Origin of the sequence: Murimonas intestini, assembly GCF_024622195.1 — a bacterium.
Lineage (GTDB): Bacteria > Bacillota > Clostridia > Lachnospirales > Lachnospiraceae > Murimonas > Murimonas intestini.
In genome coordinates this window covers 1-21,481 of sequence record NZ_JANKBI010000011.1, presented here as the reverse complement: position 1 = coordinate 21,481, position 21,481 = coordinate 1, and the positions used below count along the sequence as shown (strand labels likewise).

Sequence of the window (21,481 nt, the reverse complement as noted above, 5' to 3'; positions counted from 1 at the left end):
TGTTGCAGAAAAGATAGAAACAAGGGAGCAGCGATGATAGTGGTACTATGTATCATGGCTGTTCTCATGGCTCTATCATTGGCAGTGCTTCTCTCTGCATCTGTAGTTATGGGAAATGCTCAGAAAGCGGCCACCAGGGAACAGTGCAGGCTTACAGCAATCACATTCAGCGAAGCTCTGGAAGAAAAGCTTACAGAGGATTACGATGATCCTACATTCAAGGTAGAGAATGAAGGTATACGCACTTACCTGAGGGAAGCGATTAGTTCTAAGCAATGGCTCTATTATAATGAGGCAGAAGCAGGACATAATTCAAAAAAGGCAGTGACCCGCTCATTTACTGTAGAAAACCTGCCGTCTGACAGCGCCTATGGGGATATAGCTGTAGATATGTACTGGGAGTCAGATGGTACAGTTGCCATCGATGACGAAGAACTCAGATATAGCAACAGCATACTGGTAGTAGTAGTGACTTGCAGCTATAAAGGTCAGACACAGAAGGTGAAATCCCAATATGCACTAAAATGCCAATATGAGGAGTCTGTGGATAAAAATGAAGGAGAAACAGCACCTGTATCGTGGAAATGGCAGAGGATGTGGAGGGAATAGATAATATGAAGAGACTGAGAAATAAAGACGGCTCTACGATCGTTTCAGTGATGGTAGCCTTTGTTATCCTTCTACTGGCAGTTGCCATGTTTTTTACGGCAGTTACATTTGCTACACGTCTGATTGACACAGCAGTGGACATCAGGCAGAATACAGAGAAAGCAATGGAAATATTCTATACTGATGGGGGGGCATCGGCTGAAAATCCTAAATATATTGATCTGGTGCCGGCAGGCTCCACACCAGGTGGGTCGATTGTTATGCCTGCCAAGCTTGGGACATATGATACAGGTATCCGGCAACTGGCATATTTTGTTGCCAGAGAAGGAGGACTTGGATACAAAAGGGCTAAGAACATAATGGATGATATTTTCAGTAACAGGACAGAATATGAATCCATATTTGGGAATGGATATAATTCATACAGCGGCAATAACTATAACACTTACATCAAGTCTAAAAATGATGGAAAATATCCCCCGGCGCTGATTACAGAATTAAATACAGCCCAGAAAGCATTGGAAGCTCTTTATGGTGAATCAATAAGTATGCCGGAGGGAATAACATGGCATGCCAATAATACAAGCGAAAGGAGCCAGTCAGGATACTACCTGATTGCAAGCAACGCTCCGGAGCCGTGGAGGGCGAATATGATTTATATTAATGGTCATCTGTATGTATCTACGGCAACAGAGATGATTTTGGGTGTGAAAACAAATACTACACAGGAAACATCCCAGTTTTACAAATTTAGTATTCAGCAGCTGACAGATGCATTAGAAGGTAAGACGACATCAAAGCAGGAATTGAATGAAATGAAACTCAGCGAGAAATTCATTAAGGTATCCTGATTGTTTGAAGGAACATTGAAAGAAGGTGAAGCATGAAAAACAAAAAGGGAATGACTTTGGTAGAATTAATAGTTGGTTTTGCACTCGTGGGGATTTTCATGGCTTCTGCAGTGGTGGTATTATCTTCTTCCATACATGTCTTTGTAAGGGCCAATAGTTTGGCCCATGCTCAGACAGTGGCTGATATGCTTCTGGAAACAATCACTAGCGAGTTGAGTTCCGCAGCAGATGCCAGCTTTCAGGGAAGCGGCGAAATTATGATCGTAACGGATAGTACAGTATCATTTGTGGATAAAAATGCTTATCCTGTGATAATGTCCGCAGAGGATGGCAGACTGGTTCTGTCTTATCAGCAGGTAGAAACGGCCACAGGGGATGTAGAAGAGCCAGTTAAGTGGAGATATGAAGAAGGTACATATCTGGGTACAAAAATATCGAGTCTGAAGTTTGCACATTTGAATGGTAATTTAATTGAAGTGACTATGATACTCACAGTAGAAAAAAGCAATCAGGATTTTGAATTCAGCAGAATAATCCAATGTTATAATTTGGATGATAATGCGATAAAATAAGGATAATGATGATGACGGAAAGATATAATCAGGATGTAAAAGCAAATACAACAGGAGGGATATCGGATAAAAGTGGTTTTACATTAGTAGAACTTATTGTAGTACTTGTCATCCTGGCCATCCTCGCGGCTATTCTGGTACCGGCTCTGCTGGGCTGGATTGACAAGGCAAAGGAAAAGGGGGTTATCCTGGAATGCAGGGAGGTAGTGCATGCATCCCAGGCTACAGCTACCGAAATCTATGGAAAGAAAGGGGAGGTTACAGTTTTTGATGTGAGGGCATCTGAAACAAAGGCAGAGATTTTAAAACTTGCTGATGTGACAGGTACTATTCAGAATATCAGTATAAATAATAACCATATTATTAACTATCTGAGGTATAGGACAGCGGATGGGATCGTGGTCACATACAATATTGATGCAGATGTCCGGTACGTTATAGGAAGCAGCTACTCTGCAGATGCCAAGGGGTATTATGACTGGGTTGATGATGCAAGAGTTGACAAAAACCTGAATTATGATTTAAAAGGCACGCAGGAGCTTCAGAAGGTGTTTAAGGAAGAAAATGGCGGAGAGTTTCCGGGCCTGACAGAATGGGAGGCTCAGCTTATTGATGCGCCAAGCGATAATAATTTAGAGTGGAGGCCATATATGGCAGATGGAACAGTATTATTGGGCGCTGCAGCACCATCGTCAAATTTAAATGTAAATCTGCTGTTTTATAATGGCAATTATTATTATCACGAGAATGGTTATGGGAAAAAGGATGGGGCTTCTATTACAGACAAAGGAAATTTTGATGTCTCTGTATTGGATGCAGCACCTTCCAGCAAAGAGTATCAAAAAGATGGGAAGGCCACATGGATCAGATATGATCCATAAAATCTTAAGGGGATAATTCTATACAGTAAATTATTAATGTAAGAAAATCTTAAGAAAAAATTCCCAGGATCGAAAGTTATTGAAATAACGCGAATTTGAATGTATAATGTAATCAGTAATCAGATAGGTTACAAAAATCTATTGGAAAGAAAGGGACGAAAAATGAAGGAAAGTATTTTTGCAAAAGCAAAAAAAGCCAGAGAAAATAAAAAAGGTTTTACTCTGGTAGAGTTGATTGTGGTGCTTGTTATTTTAGCTATTTTAGCTGCTATTCTTGTACCTGCGCTGTTGGGATGGATTGATAAGGCTAAGGAGAAACAGATCGTATTGAATGCTAGAACAGCTTATCTGGCAGCACAGACTTTAGCGTCAGAAGAGTACGGAAAGACCCAACCAGACGTTGCAAATGTAACAACAACGGCAGTCGAAACTTTGGCACAGTTACCAGCAGGTAGTGTAACAAGCATTGGATTTTATACAACTGAAGGAAACAAATTTAAAGTTAATGCTTTAACTTACACTGAGGGTGATAAAATGGCAGTCTTATCTCTTGATGATAAGGGAAATCCACAATGGACTGTATCGGATAAGACTACGCCTGCGCCGTAATTACTAGGTTTGAGACGGTAATGATAGAAATGTAGCAGAGATATAGTATACACGTAGTTTTGTAATTAAATGGGGGGGGGTTCTATTTGCAAGAAAATATACATATAGAGAAGGAACGCCCCCTGCTACATAAACGAAATTATTTAGTAACAATTATACTATCACTAATATTATTTTTATTCTTAATTTCAATAGGAGCAATTTGGTTTAGCCAGAGAGAGTCAGCCAGAAGGGTTCTTAAAGAAGCAAAATTAGTTCATCTTGCTGTAAAGATGACGGCATTAGAGTACTATGGACTAAATCAATCATTTTATGATCCGGAATCATCTAATGGTTTTGAAGATGGAGTAGTAGATGAATTAAAAAAAGTTACCGGGTGTAATGGGGACATTTATCTTGTAGATTGGGATTTAGAAAGTTTTTCAGCCCTGCATCTCTTATATATCCAGGATGGTTTTGCTGTGGATTATAGGCTGGTGGGGGATGAGGATATTTGGAATGTATATGAATTTAAGCATGTAATAATGCATTAAGTAATCCCTACACGGGCAAAGGTCTGTGATAGGGATAGTTTTATATTGATTTAATATGGATACAAAAGGGAGTAAAGTAATTTTTTATCAATAGTTATTAATTGCCTTATATAGCCATATTTTATTTGAATTTATTAGTTATAGGAGTTGTTATGATTGAACTAATTGTAATTATGTTATATATACTAGTTTTTTTTACCGGTGCTGCCATTTTTTCCTTTCTAAACGTAGTAATCTACCGCACCCCCCGCCACCTGTCTTTCATCACAGGCCGCAGCATATGTCCCAAATGCGGTAAGCAGCTGAAGGCGATAGATATGTTCCCTATATTGAACTGGGTCTTTTTAAGAGGAAAATGCCGTTTCTGCAAATCGCCCATATCCCTGCGCTACCCCATGGTAGAACTGCTCGGCGGAGTGTTTGCCATACTGGCGGTATGGCAGTATGGGTGGTCGCTGCAGTCCGTTTTAATATTTGCCTTTTTATGTATATTGACTGTTACAGCTTTTGTAGATTATGATACAATGGAGATACCAAATGGGTTTGTGATTGCGGCGCTAATTAGCGGTATCGCCGCCATTTTTTTGTTTCCACAGATAAGCCTGCTTTCCCGGCTGATAGGTTTTCTGTGCGTAAGCCTTCCAATGCTCCTGATCACATTTTTAATCCCAGGCGCCTTCGGCGGCGGAGACATTAAATTAATGGCAGCCTGCGGCCTGTTTCTGGGCTGGCAGCTTACTCTTCTGTCGTTCTTTCTGGCGGTGCTGGGAGGAGGAGCTTATGGCGGATGGCTGCTTATTACTAAGAAAAAGGGCAGAAAAGAACATTTTGCTTTTGGGCCGTTTCTCTGTGCGGGGATGGCGGCTGCAGTATTTATCGGGACACCGATCATAAACTGGTATGCCGGTTTTTTATATTAAATTAAAAGGAATCATGAAAGGGGAATGAAAGTGCCCAGTTACAAATATAAAGCAAGGGACATCGACGGAAAGAAGCGAAAAGGCCTTCTGGAAGCGCCCAATGAGGACGAACTCTATAATAAGCTGAAGCTGGAAGGCTTGTACCTGGAAAAGGCAGTGCTGGCGGACGGGCAGAGGTCTAAGAAGAAGTTAAAGACTAAGGCCCTGTCTGAATTCTGCAGGCAGCTGGGAACTTTGCTGGGGGCCGGTGTATCGCTGGTGCGTGCATTGTCCATCATAAGCCAGGAAGAGAGTCTGAGGCTCTATGAGAAGATGATATATGAAGATGTGCTCCGTCTTATACGTCAGGGTATATCACTGTCAGACGCCATGGAGCAGCAGAACGGGGCTTTCCCTGACCTGCTCATAAATATGATAAAGGCCGCCCAGGAGAGCGGCAGCATGGATAAGACGGCTATGCGTATGGCTGTCCACTATGAGAAGGATTATAAGCTGAATGGAAAGCTGAAGAATGCCATGATCTACCCATGTATCCTGCTTGTGCTGATCGTATTGGTTGTTATATTTATTGTTTCGTTTGTTATTCCGCAGTTTTCTGACCTGTTCAGCCAGATGGAGGAGCTGCCGCTTCCCACCAGGGTGGTTCTTGGAGTGAGCGATGCTTTTCAGTATTACTGGTATTTTATCCTGGCCGGTGTGGCTGTTGTGGTGCTGGTCATCAAAGGGATATTCAGTATTCCCAAGGTACATATATGGAAAGATAAAATGAAGCTTCGGCTTCCTGTTTTTGGAAAGCTGTATAAGGTAATCTATACGGCCAGGTTTGCAAGGACCCTGAGCTCTCTGTATTCAGCGGGTCTTCCCATAGTGCTGGCCCTGCAGGTGGGCAGAAAGACGGTGGGCAATTCTTATATGGACCAGCAGTTTGATGAGGTGATCGCCCAGGTCCGGGCCGGAGGGAATCTATCGGCGGCATTGAAGACAGTAGATGGATTTGTAAATAAGCTCTCTTCCACGATCATGATCGGTGAGGAGACAGGAAGCCTAGATTCTATGCTGGATTCGATCTCAGATACTCTTGATTATGAATCAGAGATCGCCATCAGCAAGATGGTGACTATGCTGGAACCTGTACTTATCGTGGTTATGGCAGTTATTGTGGGATTTATCATGATTGCTGTTATGCTTCCAATCTATGACTCATACAGTGCAATCGAGACTTCAGCATACAATTAGGAGGACTTTTTAATGGTTACATCAGTTTATTTATCGAATAATACAGTCCGTGTGCTGGAAGGCACAGGAGGCAGGAGCAGTTTAGCGGTGGGAAGGATCTGCGAGCTGCAGCTTCCGGAAGGCTGCCTTATAAATGGCGTGATCACCAATGCTCAGGGACTGGAGGCTGAACTGAAGGAATTCTGGGCGGAGAATAAGCTTTCTAAAAAGAATATCATGCTGGTCATCGGAAGCTCTCAGTTTACAGTGAAAGAGCTGGATCTGCCTAATATGAGCAGCAGGAAGCTATTAGATATGCTTCCAAGGGAAATGGCGGACGCGGAACGAAAGGAAGCGCCGCTATGCGACTATATGTATCTGCGGAAGCAGGAGAAGAAGGGCGCTATGCATATCATAGGCGCTATGGTTGAGAGAAACTTTCTCGATGAGTATGTGCAGCTCTTCCAAAGGCTGGGCATCTCTATAGAGGGAATCCAGATGGTCAGGACGAGTATGCTGAGTGTATTTGCATATCTGCCTGAATTGTCGGGAAAGACGTGTATCATACAGATCCTGGACGGAAACAATCTGACAAGTATTCTGCTGATAGAAGGAGCTTACAGGTATTCTACAAGAGTCCGGCTCTTCAATGAGGAGGGGACTCCTGAGTTCGCCAGGGAGATCGCCAGAAATGTCAGCACTATCATACAGTTTAATTCCACACAGAAGGATTCTGTGCCTGTCAAAGAATTCTGTATCGGCGGCCTGAAGCAGAGGGAGGACTGTATATCAGCTGTGGAGAGTCTGGGACTGAAGGAATTTGACCTGTCACTGAATGCAAAGCTGAACCTTCCGGATGGTGAGGAGGCCAGAGATTACCTTCCTGAGCTGGGGGCATTTGCTGCGCGTTCCAAAGGAATTAATTTCTGGCAGGCATATAAGAAGAATCCGGCCAGGCAGAAAGCGCTGGGTGAGGCTGTACACTATGCTGTTCCGGGGCTTGTGGTGCTGGGGATCTGCGTGGCAGTCTGCGGCGGATTATTTGTGAGGAATTATTTCAAGCAGGCCGGGCTGGATGAGCTGGATGCCTACCTGATGGATATGAATAATATAGAGATGTCCATGGAAGCCGACAGACTGTCAGCGGAACTGGCAGTCCTGAAGAGGAAGACAGCCTCGGCGCAGACGGTGGAGGCAGCATTAAGTTCCTATCCCAAGGTGAACAGCCGGGTGACGGATGCGGTTATAGCCTGCGGAGGCAGAACGGTGGAGATTGAGGTGCAGAGTTATCTGGCGGAGACGGGTACGCTCAGCCTGCTGGCAACGGCTGCTAATGTAACGGAGATCAATGCGTTCATAGACAGGCTGGAAGCTGCCAATCTGTTTGACCGGGTGGAATATACAGGATATGCTTATATGGAAGAGGCAAAAGTTTACAATATCAACGTGGTCTGCTATCTGGCAGAGACGGCAGGAAAGCAGGTGGATTGAGTATGACATTTGAGGTAACGCAGAGAGATAAGAAGCTGCTGGCATTTCTTGCGGTAGTTGTCATAGGCGTGCTGTTTACTGTTTTTGGCATACTTCCGCTGCTGGATACGGGTTCCAGTCTGGATACGGAGATAGAGGTTGCCCAGCAGAGCAAACAGGTTATGGAAGAGAAGATCGCCTCTCTTCCTGTTTATCAGGCACAATATGAAGAGGCGGATAAGGCCTGGAAAGAGGAAGCCCTAAACTTCAGCGATATGATGAGCAGCCAGGAGATTGACAAACTGGTAACAGGTGTGATGCTTTCATGCAGTCTTGAAGCTAAGAACATGAGCATTACATTTAAGGCGGAACCCCAGTCGCTGGCGCCGTATTATGCTTCTGAGGCAGCAGCTTTAGCGGAACAGCAGAAGCAGGAGGCAGCAGCGGCAGCCCAGAACGGAGATGCCGCCGCCGGAACAGACAGCGGAGCGGCAGCAGTGGGCACAGGAGCAGCAGACGGGCAGAGTATGATCTCTGTGGCGGCAGTTTCACTTACCACAGAAGGAGATGCAGTACATATCCGTCAGCTCATTGATGTATTTTCAGATGATTATCCGGGAATCAGGATCACAGACCTGAATTATGAGACTAATGAGATCACAGACAAGAAGGGAATTGTCACTTCTACCAGCACTGTGCTCCGGCTGGGGCTGGAGATCTACATGTGCGAGAAATAGATAACTGCGCAGGACGGCAGATGGAGGAATAGGCGTGAATATAAAGAATATCCCCATTGGTGAGGTTTTAAAAGAATATGGGTACATAACAGAGGAGCAGCTTCAGGAGGCTTTGAAGGCCCAGAAGGGAAAGCGTCTTGGTGACCTTCTGATCGAGATGGGATTTATCACAGAGCGGCAGAAGCTTCAGGCTCTGGCGGAAAGGCTGACCCTGAGGCTGACAGACCTGTCAGGCGTGCAGGCTGAGCTGGAAGCTGTGGAGATGATTCCCAGGGCGCTGGCAGAGAAATATAATATCCTTGCCATCAGGAAATCCGAGCATTATCTGACTGTTGTTACAGATGAACCTATGAATTTCTATGGGCTGGAGGATATCCGCCAGCTGGTGGGGAAGGACCTTGAGATCCTTCTGGCAGAAAAGGCGCCTGTGGCGCGGGCAATAGAATATTATTACGCGGAAGTGGAGGCCAGGGCTGCCACCAGGAATGCCAATACCAGCATGAAGGAAGAAGTAGAGGAGATTGAGCTGGAAGAGGGCGAAGGTGACGCTCCTATTATCAAGCTGCTCAGCAGCCTTATACAGAGGGCCTACAGCACCCATGCCAGTGATATCCATATAGAGCCTTTTGAGACAAAGACTCTTGTGCGTATGAGGATCGACGGGACGATCGTTGAATATGTCACTCTTCAGAGGTCTGTCCACGCATCCCTCATAGCCAGGATGAAGATCCTGGCAGATCTGGATATAGCGGAGAGAAGGATACCTCAGGACGGTCATTTCCGGACTAAGATAGAGAGTGAGATGATCAATATCCGTGTTTCTGTCATCCCTACTGTATTTGGAGAGAAAGCAGTGCTGCGTCTTTTGGCCAGCAATGGAGCCATTGACCATGCGGATGCCTTTGGAATGAATGAAACGGATTACATGAAGTTCAGGAAGATGCTTAAATCCCCTAACGGGATCATCTATCTGACTGGTCCTACGGGTTCCGGCAAGAGTACAACCCTCTATATGGTGCTGGAGGAGCTGGCGAAGGGCCAGGTGAATATCTCCACCATTGAGGACCCTGTGGAGAAGAATGTGGCAAAGATCAACCAGATGCAGGTCAACAATATGGCAGGACTGACATTTGAAACAGGACTGAGGGCTCTTCTGCGCCAGGACCCTGACATTATCATGGTAGGTGAGACGCGTGACGCGGAAACGGCTTCTATTTCCATCAGAGCCGCCATTACAGGACATCTTGTGTTGTCCACCCTCCATACAAACAATGCCATATCTTCCATCGTGCGTCTGATCGATATGGGAATGGAGCCATACATGATAGCCAACTCCCTTGTAGGCGTGGTGGCCCAGAGGCTTATGAGGAAGGTATGTCCTCACTGCTGCAGGGAGGCAGAGACAACTCCTGATGAGCGCAAGATCCTGGGCGAAGAGATCATGACAGTGAAAAAGGCGGTTGGCTGCAACAGATGCAATTTTACGGGATATAATGGGCGTGTTGCCATTCATGAAATAGTGAACATAGATGATGAGATACGCCAGATGATAACGAACAGGGCTTCTATGGCGGAGATCACTGAATATGCAGTGCGCACCCAGGATATGAAGAGCCTGAAGCAGGCAGGACAGGAACTGGTCAGGGCAGGCATCACAACCATGGATGAGCTTGTCAAAATAGCTTATTATTCATAGGAAGGGCGGAGCAAATATATGAACGCAGAACAGATGATTTTGATGGCCAGAGAAAAAGGATGCTCTGATATCCATGTGTCAGAAGGAATGGATCTGACATTCAGGATCAACGGACGTCTTATGGACAGCGGCATATATATGTCGGCTGCGGAGAGCAGGGAATTGATCATGAATATGCTTTCTTCAGTTCAGAAAGGGGAGCTGGAGAGCGGCAGGGATCTGGACTTTGCCATACAGACACCTGACGGGAACAGGCAGCGTGTGAATGTCTACCGTTACCAGCGCAAGCTGGCAGCCACTATCAGGCTTTTGAACAACAGGATCCCGGTACTGGAAGAACTGGGGCTGCCCCCGGTGCTGCGCAGGCTGGCTGATGAGCCGAGGGGGCTTATTCTTGTCACAGGCCCTACAGGCAGCGGTAAATCCACCACCCTGGCGTCTATGATAGACTATATCAACAGTACAAGGGCGGAACATATCCTGACTATTGAAGACCCTATTGAATATGTATACCAGCAGAAGCATTCTGTCATCCACCAGAGGGAGGTGGGGGAGGATGTATGTGATTTCGCCTCTGCCCTGCGCTCCGCCCTCCGTGAGGATCCTGATGTGATCCTGGTAGGTGAGATGCGTGACTATGAGACGATCTCTGCTGCCGTGACCGCCGCCGAGACAGGACATCTCGTATTATCCACCCTTCATACCACAGGGGCGGCGCTGACTATTGACAGGATCATTGATGCCTGTCCTCCCGGGGCCCAGAATCAGATCAGGACCCAGTTATCAGGCGTGCTCCAGGGAGTCATCACCCAGACACTCATTCCTGAGCCTTCAGGTCTTGGGCGCTATCCTGCCACTGAGATACTCATCGGTACGGACGCCGCATTAAACCTGATTAGGGAGAATAAGTGCCACCAGATGAATACTGTTATGCAGTCGGGTGCTTCACTTGGAATGCACTCGCTGAACATGGATCTTACACGTCTTGTGAGAGAGGGAAAGATCACAAGGGATGACGCAATGAAGTATTCCAACAACAAGAAGGAGCTGCTTCAGTATTTATAAGGCATGAAAAAAGAAAACGGGGCCGCTTCAAAAAGCGGCGGCTGAAGGTGGGAGGAGGACTCCCGCCTTTTATATTACGGAGGAAAAATGAAATTCTTATTGACAGCAATAAATGCAAAATATATACATTCAAATCTGGCGCTCTACAGCCTGAGGGCCTATGCAGGAGAGTATGCCGGGCATGTGAAGCTTTTAGAATATACCATAAACCACAGGCCGGATGAGATCCTTGAGGCGGTCTATCAGGAGCAGCCTGATGTGGCGGCGTTTTCCTGTTATATCTGGAACCTGGAATACATAAGGCAGGTGGCGGAGGAGCTGAAGAAGATCATGCCCGCGCTGGAAATCTGGGTGGGAGGGCCGGAAGTCTCTTTTGAGAGCAGTGCATTCCTTAAGAAGAACCCTTATATTAAAGGTGTTATGGCTGGTGAGGGGGAACAGACATTTCTGGAACTTTTAAAGGCTTACCTGGAATGCGGGGATATTTGCGGGAGCGGAAGGCAGATCCAGGACAGGGGCGGGATGGACAGGGGATGCGGATACTGCCTGCCGGACAGTTCTGCTTCGCGCATTGCGGGGCTGTGCTTCAGGCGGGAGGACGGCAGTATCCTGACCACCCCGCCCAGGGATTTTACGCCCATGGATGAGATACCGTTTATGTACAGTGACATGTCTGACCTCAGGCATAGGATCGTGTATTATGAGAGCAGCAGAGGGTGCCCGTTCTCATGCAGCTACTGCCTCTCATCTATAGATAAGAGGGTGCGTTTCAGGAGCCTTCATCTGGTAGAGCAGGAGCTTCAGTTTTTCCTGGACCATAAAGTCCCCCAGGTGAAATTCGTGGACAGGACATTTAACTGCAGCCACAGCCATGCCCTGTCTGTCTGGAAATATATAAGGGATCATGACAACGGCATTACAAATTTCCACTTTGAGATAGCGGCGGACATATTGAATGACGAGGAAATGGCTCTTTTAAAGACTATGCGGCCGGGCCTTGTGCAGCTGGAGATAGGGGTGCAGTCTACGAACACAGATACAGTCAGAGAGATCCGCAGGGTCATGGATTTTGAGGCAGTGAAGAGAAATGTCTTAAGTATCCGTTCAGCCCGCAATATCCATCAGCATCTTGATCTGATAGCGGGACTCCCGTTTGAGGACATGGACAGCTTTATACGCTCCTTCAATGATGTATATGCACTTGCACCGGACCAGTTCCAGCTGGGTTTTTTGAAGGTGCTGAAGGGCTCTCTGATGCATGAAAAGGCCAGAGAATATGGTATCCTCTACCACAGCCGCCCCCAGTATGAGGTGCTTTGCTCAGCCTGGCTGCCATACGATGGTCTGCTTCTTTTAAAATCAGTGGAGGAGATGGTGGAGGTATATTATAACAGCCATCAGTTTGAGAGGACGGTCCGGAGGCTGGAGAGAGAGTTTGAACATCCCTTTGGGATGTATGAAGCGCTGGCCGGATTTTACAGGGAGAGAGGCTACAGCAAAATGAGCCATTCCAGGATGGCCAGGTTTAAGATATTGAGAGAGTTCATTATGATGCACAGCCCTGTGGCGGAGAGATCGTCAGGAAATGAGCCCTGGAGGCCTTCAGGCACAGAAGTTCCTGCTTTGGGCGGGGATGACAGGACAGAACTTTATGAGGAGCTTTTGACCCTTGACTGGTATCTCAGGGAAAACAGCAGGAGCAGGCCGGAGTGGGCTGGGGATGAAGCCGTTCATAAGGACGAAAAGTATGAATTTTACAAGTCTGAGGAGAAAGAGCCTGTGCATCTGAAGGGGTATGAAGGATACAGAGCCAGGCAGATGATGACAATGACCCATCTGGAATACTTTACTCATGACGTATTGGGGGATGGACAAAAAGGCAGATATAGGGTATTGTTTGATTATCAGCAGAGAGATCCGCTGAATGATGATGCCAGAGCCATCTATGTATGAGAGGAGATAAAGATGACAAAACGCACCAAAGAAATCCTGGATCTGCTGGACGGGCAGTATACAAGAGAATATAAATGCTATCTGAACCATGAGACCCCGTGGCAGCTTCTGATCGCCACAATGCTCAGCGCCCAGTGCACAGATGCCAGAGTCAATATCGTGACAAAGGATCTGTTCCGGAAGTACGACAGCCTGGAAAAATTTGCTCAGGCTGATTTAAAAGAGCTGGAACAGGATATCAAGCCTACGGGCTTCTACCACAATAAGGCAAAGAATATCATTGCCTGTGCCAGAAGGCTGGTGGAAGAATATAACGGAGAGGTGCCCGAATCCCTGGAGGATCTCACCTCACTTGCGGGAGTGGGACGGAAAACGGCAAACGTGATAAGGGGAAACATTTACCATGAACCCAGTATAGTTGTGGACACCCATGTAAAAAGGATATCCAGAAGACTGGGGCTGACAAAGGAAAGTGATCCTGAAAAGATAGAGATGGAGCTTATGAAGGTGCTGCCAAAGGACCACTGGATCCTGTATAATATCCAGATCATAACCTTTGGACGGCAGATCTGCTTTGCAAGGAGCCCCAGGTGCGAGGATTGTTTCCTTCAGTATTACTGCGTGGAATATAAGGAAAAACAAAAGAAAGCGAAAAAGAAATGAAGAATAATACGTATATAGCTATTGACCTGGAGACTACAGGGCTGAACCCATCCGGTGACAAAATACTGGAAATAGGCGCAGCAAGGATCGTGGAGGGGAGGGTCACAGAGACTTACGGGACATTTATTAATGTGGGGATTCCCATTCCGTACTTTATAACGAATCTGACAGGTATTGATGATGAGATGGCGTCAGGGGGAAAACAGATCAGGGAGGCCATGGGAGAGCTTCTGGACTTCTGCGGTGATGATGTTCTGCTGGGGCACAATATCCTCTTTGACTACAGCTTCTTAAAGCAGGCAGCGGTGAACAACAGCCTGAAATTTGAACGCCATGGCATTGATACCCTGAAGATAGCCAGAAAATGCCTTCCCCAGCTCCCAAGCAGGAAGCTGGAATATCTGTGCAGATATCTTTCCATTGAGACTGAGAACCAGCACAGGGCCCTGGATGATGCCCTGGCGGCAAGCGAGGTGTACAGAAAGCTGGCACAGCGCTATTATGAGCAGGCGCCGGAGGTGTTTGAGGCCTGTCCAATGGTGTGCAGGGTGAAAAAAGAGTGTCCTGCCACAAAAATCCAAAAAGGATACTTGATAGATTTGATAAAATATCATAGAATAGACCTAGACGTGCCTATGGACACGCTGACAAAAAGTGAGGCATCCAGGTTGATAGATAAAATTATACTGCAGCATGGCAGGATCAAGAGGTGAATCAAATATGATTAATTTTAACAGCAGTAAAACAAGGCGCAAAATTGCAGCAGTAATTATTATCGTGCTGGTCGTGGCGATGATATTGCCTGTAGTATTGGAACTTGTGATGTAACACGCAGTACTATTCACAACAAACAGGGTTAGATAATGATAAGGAGTGTTTATATGAAATTAAGGAGAATGTTGTTAACGGCAGCGGCACTGAGTCTGGCAGTTCTGTCAGGCGGATTGTTTTCTGTTCAGGCGGATGCGTCAGATTCCGCAGGAACGATCAATAAGGGGGTCTACATTGGAGGGGTAGACGTCTCAGGAATGACTGTAGAAGAGGCATCCCAGGCAGTTGAGGCCAAGGTGGCCGAGATGGGAAATACAAAGGTTACTTTAAGAGTAGCCGATAAGCAGCTGGACACGACAGCTGCTGAACTGGGACTTACATGGGAAAATAAGAGCGTGGTGAATGAGGCCGCAGGCCTGGGCAAGTCAGGAAACCTGATCAAGCGCTATAAAGATAATAAAGATCTGGAAAATGAGACAAAGACATTTAATCTGACGTATACGACTGACAGCAGCAAGCTGGCCTCCTTTGTGAATACAGAGTGCGTACAGCTCAACTGTGAGGCGCAGGACGGCAGTCTTACCAGGGAAAACGGATATTTTGAGATAGTGCCGGGCGTGACAGGCGTCAAGGTGGATGTGGACAAGTCAGTAAAGGCTATCACAGACTACATGGACACAGCTTTCAATGGAAGTCCGGCGTCCATACAGCTGGCAGCTGAGGAAGTGAAGCCTAAGGGAACGGAAGAAGAGCTGAGCAAGGTGCAGGATGTACTGGGGACAGCTACCACATATTATGGATCTACTTACGGCAGGAATGTAAATGTGGAAGTAGGGGCACAGAGGCTGAACGGCCATCTTCTCTATCCTGGCGACAGCTTTTCTGTGACAGATGCAGTAGTGCCGTTTACAGCGGAAAACGGCTATGAGCTGGCTCCCTCCTATGAGAGCGGCAAGGTGGTGGATTCCTACGGCGGCGGTATCTGCCAGGTGTCTACTACACTTTATAATGCAGTTCTGAAATCAGAGCTGGATGTGCTGGCGCGTTCCAACCACACGATGACAGTTTCCTATGTGGATCCGTCCAAGGACGCAGCTATCGCTGAAGGGCTGATGGACCTGGTATTCCAGAATAATACAGACGCACCTATTTATATAGAAGGATACGCCTATGGAGGCGAGCTGACATTTACGATCTACGGGCATGAGACAAGACCTGCTGACAGAGTGGTAGAGTATGTCAGTGAAGTTACAAGCCGCACTACGCCGGAGGGCGTGAAGCTCTACGCAAAGCCTGACCAGAATGTAGGATATGTGGCGCAGATACAGTCAGCCATGGAAGGCTTGACAGCAGTGCTCTGGAAAAATGTATATTATAACGGAGAAACAGAGACTACACAGGTGAATTCCAGCTTTTATCAGGCTACGCCCACCTCTTATGAGATAGGCACAGCCACAGATGACCCATCTGTATCAGCGGCTATCTATGAGGCAATAGCGGCTAATGACCTGGATATGGTCAACAGCATCATAGCAAATGGAGCGGGCGGCACAGGACAGAGTGAGACAGAGGCACCGCCTGAGACTGAAGCTCCCACAGAGGCCACGGAAGCGCCTCAGACAGATGCTCCACAGACAGAAGCGCCTCAGACAGATGCACCTCAGACAGATGCCACAGAAGCCCCGGTGGAGAATCCGCCGGCTGAAGAACAGGTTCCGTCTGATGCACCCCAGGGCTATGATGAAAATGGACAGCCCATACAGTATTGACAACATGGTTAAAGCGAGGAAACATGTATGAAAGCAGGTAAGATTCCGGAAACCGTATTAAAACGGTCCGTTTTGAGACAATTAAAGACCACCAGGCCGGAAGTGCTCACAGGTCCCCGGGTAGGGGAAGACTGCGGCGTTCTGGAGCTGGGGCCTGACGAAGTGTTCGTGTGCACCACGGACCCTGTCACAGCCTCAGCGGTGGATTGTGGGAAACTGGGTATCCATGCGGCGGTGAATGACCTGGCTTCGGCCGGGGCTGAGCCTGTCGCTGTGATGCTGAGCATTTTGCTGCCGGTTTCCTGTGAAGAAGAAGAGCTTAAGGAAATCATGGCGCAGGTCGAGCAGACCTGCGCTTACCTGCACATACAGGTATTAGGAGGCCACACAGAATCCACACCGGCTGTTAATATGCCTGTTATCACCGTGACAGGGATAGGGAAGGCTAAAAAGGACGGCTACCTTACCTCCTCAGGGCTGAAGCCGGGGGATGATCTGATGGTGACTAAATGGATAGGCTTGGAAGGCACATCTATAATTGTAAAAGAAAAGTGGAAAGAGCTTTCGGAACGTTTTCCGGAGGCAATGCTTGAAGAAGCAAGAGACTTTGATAAATACCTTTCGGTGGTGAAGGAGGCCGGGGCGGCCAGCCGCTTCGGGGCGGATGCCATGCACGATGTGACTGAAGGAGGGATATTCGGCGCCCTCTGGGAAATGGCAGAGTGTGCAGGCACGGGCCTGGAAGCGGACCTCAGGAAAATACCCATCCGGCAGGAGACGATAGAGATCTGTGAGATGTACGGGCTTAACCCATACGGGCTGATCTCAGGAGGCTCCCTGCTGATCGGCACTCCGGACGGTTATTCCCTTGTCAGGGAGCTGGAAAAGCTGGGAATCCCCTCCGTTGTCATAGGAAAGGCTACGCCGGGCAATGACAGGGTCGTATTAAACGGCGGGGAAAGGCGTTTTCTGGAGCGGCCAAGGGCAGATGAGATATATGCCCTGGGGCAGACGGATGAAGAAGAGTCAAAGACCCCGCGGCAATGATAAAGCGGGAAATATGGAGGTTAGAAGATGAGAGAAGAGATTTTGACATTTTTAGAAAAGAACAGCCGGATCGATTTAAAGGAACTGGCTATCATCCTGGGATCAGATGAGATATCTATAGCAAATGAGATCAGTAAGATGGAACAGGAGAAGATCATCTGCGGCTATCATACATTGATAGACTGGGACAAGACATCAAAGGAAAAGACAACAGCCCTGATCGAGGTCCGTGTGACTCCCCAGAGGGGACAGGGCTTTGACAGCATTGCAGAGCGCATCTACAATTATCCGGAGGTACAGTCTGTGTACCTGATCTCAGGGGCATATGACCTGCTGGTGATACTGGAGGGCAAAACCCTGAAGGAGATAGCGGGATTTGTATCAGACAAGCTGTCTACACTTCCGTCTGTTCTCAGTACAGCGACTCATTTTGTGCTGAAGAAATATAAGGATCATGGAACAATTTTCGCAAAAAAGGCTAAAGATGAAAGGATGTTGGTGACACCGTGAGAGATCCGATAGCAGAAAAAGTAAAAGTAATCCAGCCGTCAGGGATACGTAAATTTTTTGACATCGCGAATCAGATGGAGGAGGTAGTGTCCCTTGGTGTGGGCGAGCCGGACTTTGACACACCGTGGCACATCAGGGATGAGGGCATCTATTCCCTGGAAAAGGGGCGTACCTTTTATACATCCAATTCAGGCCTGATGGAATTGAGAGAAGAGATAAGCCGTTATCTGGAGCGCAAGTGCAGGGTGTCTTACAATGCGGCAAGCCAGGTGCTTATCACAGTGGGAGGCAGCGAGGCCATAGACCTGTGTATGAGGGCTATGCTCAATCCGGGCGAGGAGGTATTGATACCGCAGCCCAGCTTTGTTTCTTACCTTCCCTGCGCTGTTATGGCGGACGGAGTTCCTGTGATCATAGAACTCAGGGAAGAGAACCAGTTCAGGCTGACGAAGCAGCAGCTTCTGGATGCCATTACAGAGAAGACAAAAATACTTGTGCTGCCTTTCCCGAATAATCCCACAGGAGCCATCATGACAAAAGAAGAGCTTGAAGAGATTGCCCAGGTTGTCATTGAGAAGGATATTTATGTGCTCTCTGATGAGATATACTCAGAGCTGACCTATGAGACGGGACATACATCCATCGCCAGCCTTCCTGGAATGAAGGAGAGGACAGTCCTCATTAACGGCTTTTCAAAGGCATATGCCATGACAGGATGGAGGCTGGGCTATGCCTGCGGTCCGGAGGAGATCATCAGCCAGATGGTGAAGCTGCACCAGTTTGCTATCATGTGTGCGCCCACCACAAGCCAGTATGCGGCTATTGAGGCCCTCAAAAACGGCGATGAGGATATAGAAGAGATGCGGAAAGCCTACAATGGCAGAAGACGTTATCTGATGCATGCCTTTCATGAGATGGGGCTGAAATGCTTCGAGCCCTATGGCGCTTTCTACGTATTTCCATGCATTAAAGAATTTGGCATGAGCTCAGAAGAATTTGCTTCCAGGCTGCTTGATGAGGAGCATGTGGCAGTAGTCCCGGGTTCTGCATTCGGTGACTGTGGGGACGGCTATCTGCGTATCTCCTATGCATACTCCCTGGAAGATTTGAAGGTGGCCCTTGGCAGGCTGGAGAACTTTATAAAGCGGCTGAGAGATGGGGGCAGACAGGATGGCTGAGTTGAATATCGTGCTTTTTGAACCGGAAATACCGGCCAATACAGGAAATATCGGCCGAACCTGCGTAGCCACGGGCACGAGGCTACATCTGATCGAACCGCTGGGCTTCCGTCTGGATGAAAAATCCCTGAAGCGGGCCGGTATGGATTACTGGAAGGATCTGGACGTGACTACATATATCAACTATGAGGATTTCCTGGAAAGAAATCCGGGAGCCAGGATCTATATGGCCACCACCAAGGCAAAGCAGGTATACACGGAGGTCCATTATGAGCCGGACTGTTATATCATGTTCGGAAAAGAAAGCGCGGGGATACCCGAGGAGATACTTGTGGAGAACCAGGAGACAGCCGTTAGGATACCCATGATCGGTGATATAAGATCTCTGAATCTGGGAAATTCTGTGGCTATCGTACTCTACGAGGCGCTGCGCCAGAATAATTTCGATCATATGAGGCTGGAAGGCCATCTGAGAAATTATGACTGGAAATAAACATAAACACGAGATGAGGTGATGCAGGATGGGATTTGACCCAAGGAGAATGCTGAAGTTTCACAATGCCTGGTCACAATTTACGAAAAACCATCCCAAGCTCCCTAAGTTCATCAAAGCAGTTTCAAAAGACGCCGTCAGGCCCGGAACAGTGATAGAAGTCTCTGTCACTACAGAGGAGGGCAGGAACTACACAGCGAACATAAAGCTGACTGAGAAGGACATGGAGCTGTTCAGGAAATATCAGGAAAAGGCATAGCTGTAACAATTGGCTATGCCTTTTTTTCTTTTAAATTGAAAAAATAAATTATATCAATTCAAAAGTCAATCTCTAAATGTTGACTTTTGAATTGAAAAGAGATACAATCTTTGTTGAAAGTCAATGATGGGAGGCGTAAAATGAATATCAATCAGACGATCTATGATGAAATTAAAAAAAATAACAATATGATAACCACATCTCAGGTGCTTTCATTAGGATATTCAAAACAGCTGCTGACGAATTATGTGAAAGAGGGCCTTTTGGAACGGTGCAGACATGGCGTTTATACTTTGCCGGATGCAGTACATGATGATATGTATACGATGATGCTTCGCTCTGACAGAATCGTGTTTTCCCATGATACGGCTCTGTTTTTAAATGGATTGTCAGAACGAACACCTTTTACGCACACAGTGACTATCCCAAGCAATACTTCTTTGCCCAATTCATTAAAAGGTGAATGCATTTGCTTTTATGTGAAGCCGGAACTGCATGATATTGGAATTACCCACAAGAACACGACTTTTGGAAACATCGTCAGATGTTATAATGTGGAAAGAACGATTTGTGATTTTCTCAGATGCCGTAATCGTTGCGATGAGGAAACAGTCATTAGCGCTATCAAGAATTATGCTGTATATGATAAAAAGGACTTAAATCGCTTATCTGTATATGCTAAACAATTTAAAGTTGCAAGGGAATTGAAAAAATATTTGGAGGTACTGTTATGAGTTCAAAAGCAATGAGCCTTAAGGCAAAGATAAAAAAATATGCCAAGAGTAACAATATTGCTGCTCAGGTAGTTCTTCAAAATTATATGTTCGAACGTTTTCTGGTAAGAATGTCTGAATCGGAGTACAGCGAGAAATTTGTGATAAAAGGCGGAATGCTGATTGCTGCTATTGTAGGCTTGGATACCCGGTCAACAATGGACTTGGATACAACCTTGAAAAATTTGCCATTGACCGAGGAAAAAGTTGCGGAAGCAGTGAAGAATATATGCAGCATCAATCTTGAGGATGATGTGGTTTTTGAAACTGTGTCTATTTTGCCGATTCGCAAGGATGACAAATACGGTGGATTCTGTGTAAGATTAAACGCTGTATATGATACGATAGTAACACCGCTCTCTATTGATGTGTCGACCGGGGATGTTATTACGCCGTCTGCAGTGCAGTATAAATTCAGCGGCATTTTCGATGATGAGGTGTGCATCAAACTATGGGGCTATAACATTGAAACAGTGATGGCGGAGAAAGTTGAAACGATTTTGAGTCGCGGCATATTCAATACAAGACCGAGAGATTATTACGATATTTATATCCTCAGCACAACGCAAAATTATGATAAAAAACTGTTTCGGGAAGCACTGGCGGCAACGGCTGAACATAGAGGAAGTACTGAAGATATTAAAGATACGGATATGATTGTCAAAGTTATATCGACCAGCGAAGATTTACAAGATATGTGGGTAAAGTATCAGAAAAAGTTTGCATATGCTGCCCACATTACTTATGAGCAAATTATAGAGGCTCTTAAAAATCTGATAAAATAAATATACCGAAGTACAAGATGGGTCATCATTTTGAATGCTTATACTGGTAGTGTAAATAAACTTGTGTCTTTTGAAAAAAATGACTCCTTTTTGGTAAGAATTAAGATATGACAATTCTTATC

General features: G+C 46.5%; 23 protein-coding genes. All 23 read left to right on the top strand.

The window, feature by feature from the left end:
* The first annotated feature begins 33 nt into the window (after positions 1–33).
* A complete protein-coding gene (locus NSB28_RS15265) occupies positions 34–609 on the top strand; it encodes a type II secretion system protein (RefSeq protein WP_148410783.1) in 576 nt (191 codons plus the stop codon).
* Positions 610–614: 5 nt separating this feature from the next.
* Positions 615–1,460, top strand: a complete 846-nt coding sequence (locus NSB28_RS15260) for a type II secretion system protein (RefSeq protein ID WP_148410782.1) — start codon at positions 615–617, stop codon at positions 1,458–1,460.
* A 32-nt stretch (positions 1,461–1,492) separates the two neighbouring features.
* Positions 1,493–2,032 (top strand): PilW family protein, encoded by a 540-nt coding sequence (locus tag NSB28_RS15255; RefSeq protein WP_109747587.1) that lies wholly within the window; start codon positions 1,493–1,495, stop codon positions 2,030–2,032.
* 11 nt (positions 2,033–2,043) lie between these two features.
* Positions 2,044–2,913 (top strand): type II secretion system protein, encoded by an 870-nt coding sequence (locus NSB28_RS15250; RefSeq protein WP_109747588.1) that lies wholly within the window; start codon positions 2,044–2,046, stop codon positions 2,911–2,913.
* A 162-nt stretch (positions 2,914–3,075) separates the two neighbouring features.
* Positions 3,076–3,522, top strand: a complete 447-nt coding sequence (locus NSB28_RS15245; protein WP_109747589.1) for a type II secretion system protein — start codon at positions 3,076–3,078, stop codon at positions 3,520–3,522.
* 86 nt (positions 3,523–3,608) lie between these two features.
* Positions 3,609–4,055 carry a hypothetical protein gene (locus NSB28_RS15240; protein ID WP_109747590.1) on the top strand — a complete coding sequence of 149 codons (447 nt, stop codon included), beginning with the start codon at positions 3,609–3,611 and terminating at the stop codon, positions 4,053–4,055.
* Positions 4,056–4,207: 152 nt separating this feature from the next.
* Complete coding sequence (locus NSB28_RS15235) at positions 4,208–4,975, top strand: prepilin peptidase (protein ID WP_109747591.1); 768 nt, start codon at positions 4,208–4,210, stop codon at positions 4,973–4,975.
* A gap of 30 nt (positions 4,976–5,005) precedes the next feature.
* Positions 5,006–6,211 carry a type II secretion system F family protein gene (locus tag NSB28_RS15230; protein WP_109747592.1) on the top strand — a complete coding sequence of 402 codons (1,206 nt, stop codon included), beginning with the start codon at positions 5,006–5,008 and terminating at the stop codon, positions 6,209–6,211.
* Between the two features lie 12 nt (positions 6,212–6,223).
* Positions 6,224–7,681: a type IV pilus biogenesis protein PilM gene (locus NSB28_RS15225; protein ID WP_109747593.1), complete on the top strand. Its 1,458-nt coding sequence runs from the start codon at positions 6,224–6,226 to the stop codon at positions 7,679–7,681.
* Between the two features lie 2 nt (positions 7,682–7,683).
* On the top strand, positions 7,684–8,397 hold the full coding sequence (locus NSB28_RS15220) for a hypothetical protein (protein WP_109747594.1): 714 nt from the start codon (positions 7,684–7,686) through the stop codon (positions 8,395–8,397).
* Between the two features lie 34 nt (positions 8,398–8,431).
* Complete coding sequence (locus NSB28_RS15215; RefSeq protein ID WP_257497573.1) at positions 8,432–10,093, top strand: GspE/PulE family protein; 1,662 nt, start codon at positions 8,432–8,434, stop codon at positions 10,091–10,093.
* Positions 10,094–10,111: 18 nt separating this feature from the next.
* Positions 10,112–11,158, top strand: coding sequence for a type IV pilus twitching motility protein PilT (locus tag NSB28_RS15210; protein ID WP_109747595.1), 1,047 nt, complete (start codon positions 10,112–10,114; stop codon positions 11,156–11,158).
* 87 nt (positions 11,159–11,245) lie between these two features.
* Positions 11,246–13,111: a B12-binding domain-containing radical SAM protein gene (locus tag NSB28_RS15205; protein WP_109747596.1), complete on the top strand. Its 1,866-nt coding sequence runs from the start codon at positions 11,246–11,248 to the stop codon at positions 13,109–13,111.
* Between the two features lie 12 nt (positions 13,112–13,123).
* Complete coding sequence (gene nth, locus NSB28_RS15200) at positions 13,124–13,774, top strand: endonuclease III (protein ID WP_109747597.1); 651 nt, start codon at positions 13,124–13,126, stop codon at positions 13,772–13,774.
* Positions 13,771–14,487, top strand: a complete 717-nt coding sequence (locus tag NSB28_RS15195) for a 3'-5' exonuclease (RefSeq protein ID WP_109747598.1) — start codon at positions 13,771–13,773, stop codon at positions 14,485–14,487. The genes nth and NSB28_RS15195 overlap by 4 nt, the downstream gene beginning before the upstream one ends.
* Positions 14,488–14,655: 168 nt before the next feature.
* A complete protein-coding gene (locus tag NSB28_RS15190) occupies positions 14,656–16,314 on the top strand; it encodes a VanW family protein (protein ID WP_187374324.1) in 1,659 nt (552 codons plus the stop codon).
* Positions 16,315–16,341: 27 nt separating this feature from the next.
* Positions 16,342–17,361: an AIR synthase family protein gene (locus NSB28_RS15185; RefSeq protein ID WP_109747600.1), complete on the top strand. Its 1,020-nt coding sequence runs from the start codon at positions 16,342–16,344 to the stop codon at positions 17,359–17,361.
* A 27-nt stretch (positions 17,362–17,388) separates the two neighbouring features.
* Positions 17,389–17,871 (top strand): Lrp/AsnC family transcriptional regulator, encoded by a 483-nt coding sequence (locus NSB28_RS15180; protein ID WP_109747601.1) that lies wholly within the window; start codon positions 17,389–17,391, stop codon positions 17,869–17,871.
* Positions 17,868–19,049: an aminotransferase class I/II-fold pyridoxal phosphate-dependent enzyme gene (locus NSB28_RS15175; protein WP_109747602.1), complete on the top strand. Its 1,182-nt coding sequence runs from the start codon at positions 17,868–17,870 to the stop codon at positions 19,047–19,049. The genes NSB28_RS15180 and NSB28_RS15175 overlap by 4 nt, the downstream gene beginning before the upstream one ends.
* Positions 19,042–19,542 (top strand): tRNA (cytidine(34)-2'-O)-methyltransferase, encoded by a 501-nt coding sequence (locus NSB28_RS15170; RefSeq protein ID WP_109747616.1) that lies wholly within the window; start codon positions 19,042–19,044, stop codon positions 19,540–19,542. Before NSB28_RS15175 ends, NSB28_RS15170 begins: the two co-directional genes overlap by 8 nt.
* Before the next feature lie 28 nt (positions 19,543–19,570).
* The gene (locus NSB28_RS15165) at positions 19,571–19,801 is read left to right on the top strand and encodes a hypothetical protein (protein WP_109747603.1); all 231 of its coding nucleotides are present in this window, start codon (positions 19,571–19,573) and stop codon (positions 19,799–19,801) included.
* 140 nt (positions 19,802–19,941) lie between these two features.
* Entirely contained in the window at positions 19,942–20,535 is a 594-nt protein-coding gene (locus NSB28_RS15160; protein WP_109747604.1) for a type IV toxin-antitoxin system AbiEi family antitoxin domain-containing protein, read from the top strand.
* On the top strand, positions 20,532–21,359 hold the full coding sequence (locus tag NSB28_RS15155) for a nucleotidyl transferase AbiEii/AbiGii toxin family protein (RefSeq protein WP_109747605.1): 828 nt from the start codon (positions 20,532–20,534) through the stop codon (positions 21,357–21,359). Before NSB28_RS15160 ends, NSB28_RS15155 begins: the two co-directional genes overlap by 4 nt.
* Positions 21,360–21,481: the final 122 nt, after the last annotated feature.

Excerpts from the sequence above, each read along its gene's own strand:
- NSB28_RS15155 (WP_109747605.1), top strand. The coding sequence starts at position 20,532 with ATGAGTTCAAAAGCAATGAGCCTTAAGGCAAAGATAAAAAAATATGCC.
- NSB28_RS15185 (WP_109747600.1), top strand. The coding sequence starts at position 16,342 with ATGAAAGCAGGTAAGATTCCGGAAACCGTATTAAAACGGTCCGTTTTG.
- NSB28_RS15245 (WP_109747589.1), top strand. The coding sequence starts at position 3,076 with ATGAAGGAAAGTATTTTTGCAAAAGCAAAAAAAGCCAGAGAAAATAAA.
- NSB28_RS15220 (WP_109747594.1), top strand. The coding sequence starts at position 7,684 with ATGACATTTGAGGTAACGCAGAGAGATAAGAAGCTGCTGGCATTTCTT.
- NSB28_RS15265 (WP_148410783.1), top strand. The coding sequence starts at position 34 with ATGATAGTGGTACTATGTATCATGGCTGTTCTCATGGCTCTATCATTG.
- NSB28_RS15210 (WP_109747595.1), top strand. The coding sequence starts at position 10,112 with ATGAACGCAGAACAGATGATTTTGATGGCCAGAGAAAAAGGATGCTCT.
- nth (WP_109747597.1), top strand. The coding sequence starts at position 13,124 with ATGACAAAACGCACCAAAGAAATCCTGGATCTGCTGGACGGGCAGTAT.
- NSB28_RS15165 (WP_109747603.1), top strand. The coding sequence starts at position 19,571 with ATGGGATTTGACCCAAGGAGAATGCTGAAGTTTCACAATGCCTGGTCA.
- NSB28_RS15225 (WP_109747593.1), top strand. The coding sequence starts at position 6,224 with ATGGTTACATCAGTTTATTTATCGAATAATACAGTCCGTGTGCTGGAA.
- NSB28_RS15170 (WP_109747616.1), top strand. The coding sequence starts at position 19,042 with ATGGCTGAGTTGAATATCGTGCTTTTTGAACCGGAAATACCGGCCAAT.
- NSB28_RS15160 (WP_109747604.1), top strand. The coding sequence starts at position 19,942 with ATGAATATCAATCAGACGATCTATGATGAAATTAAAAAAAATAACAAT.
- NSB28_RS15250 (WP_109747588.1), top strand. The coding sequence starts at position 2,044 with ATGACGGAAAGATATAATCAGGATGTAAAAGCAAATACAACAGGAGGG.
- NSB28_RS15205 (WP_109747596.1), top strand. The coding sequence starts at position 11,246 with ATGAAATTCTTATTGACAGCAATAAATGCAAAATATATACATTCAAAT.
- NSB28_RS15260 (WP_148410782.1), top strand. The coding sequence starts at position 615 with ATGAAGAGACTGAGAAATAAAGACGGCTCTACGATCGTTTCAGTGATG.
- NSB28_RS15235 (WP_109747591.1), top strand. The coding sequence starts at position 4,208 with ATGATTGAACTAATTGTAATTATGTTATATATACTAGTTTTTTTTACC.
- NSB28_RS15195 (WP_109747598.1), top strand. The coding sequence starts at position 13,771 with ATGAAGAATAATACGTATATAGCTATTGACCTGGAGACTACAGGGCTG.
- NSB28_RS15255 (WP_109747587.1), top strand. The coding sequence starts at position 1,493 with ATGAAAAACAAAAAGGGAATGACTTTGGTAGAATTAATAGTTGGTTTT.
- NSB28_RS15180 (WP_109747601.1), top strand. The coding sequence starts at position 17,389 with ATGAGAGAAGAGATTTTGACATTTTTAGAAAAGAACAGCCGGATCGAT.
- NSB28_RS15190 (WP_187374324.1), top strand. The coding sequence starts at position 14,656 with ATGAAATTAAGGAGAATGTTGTTAACGGCAGCGGCACTGAGTCTGGCA.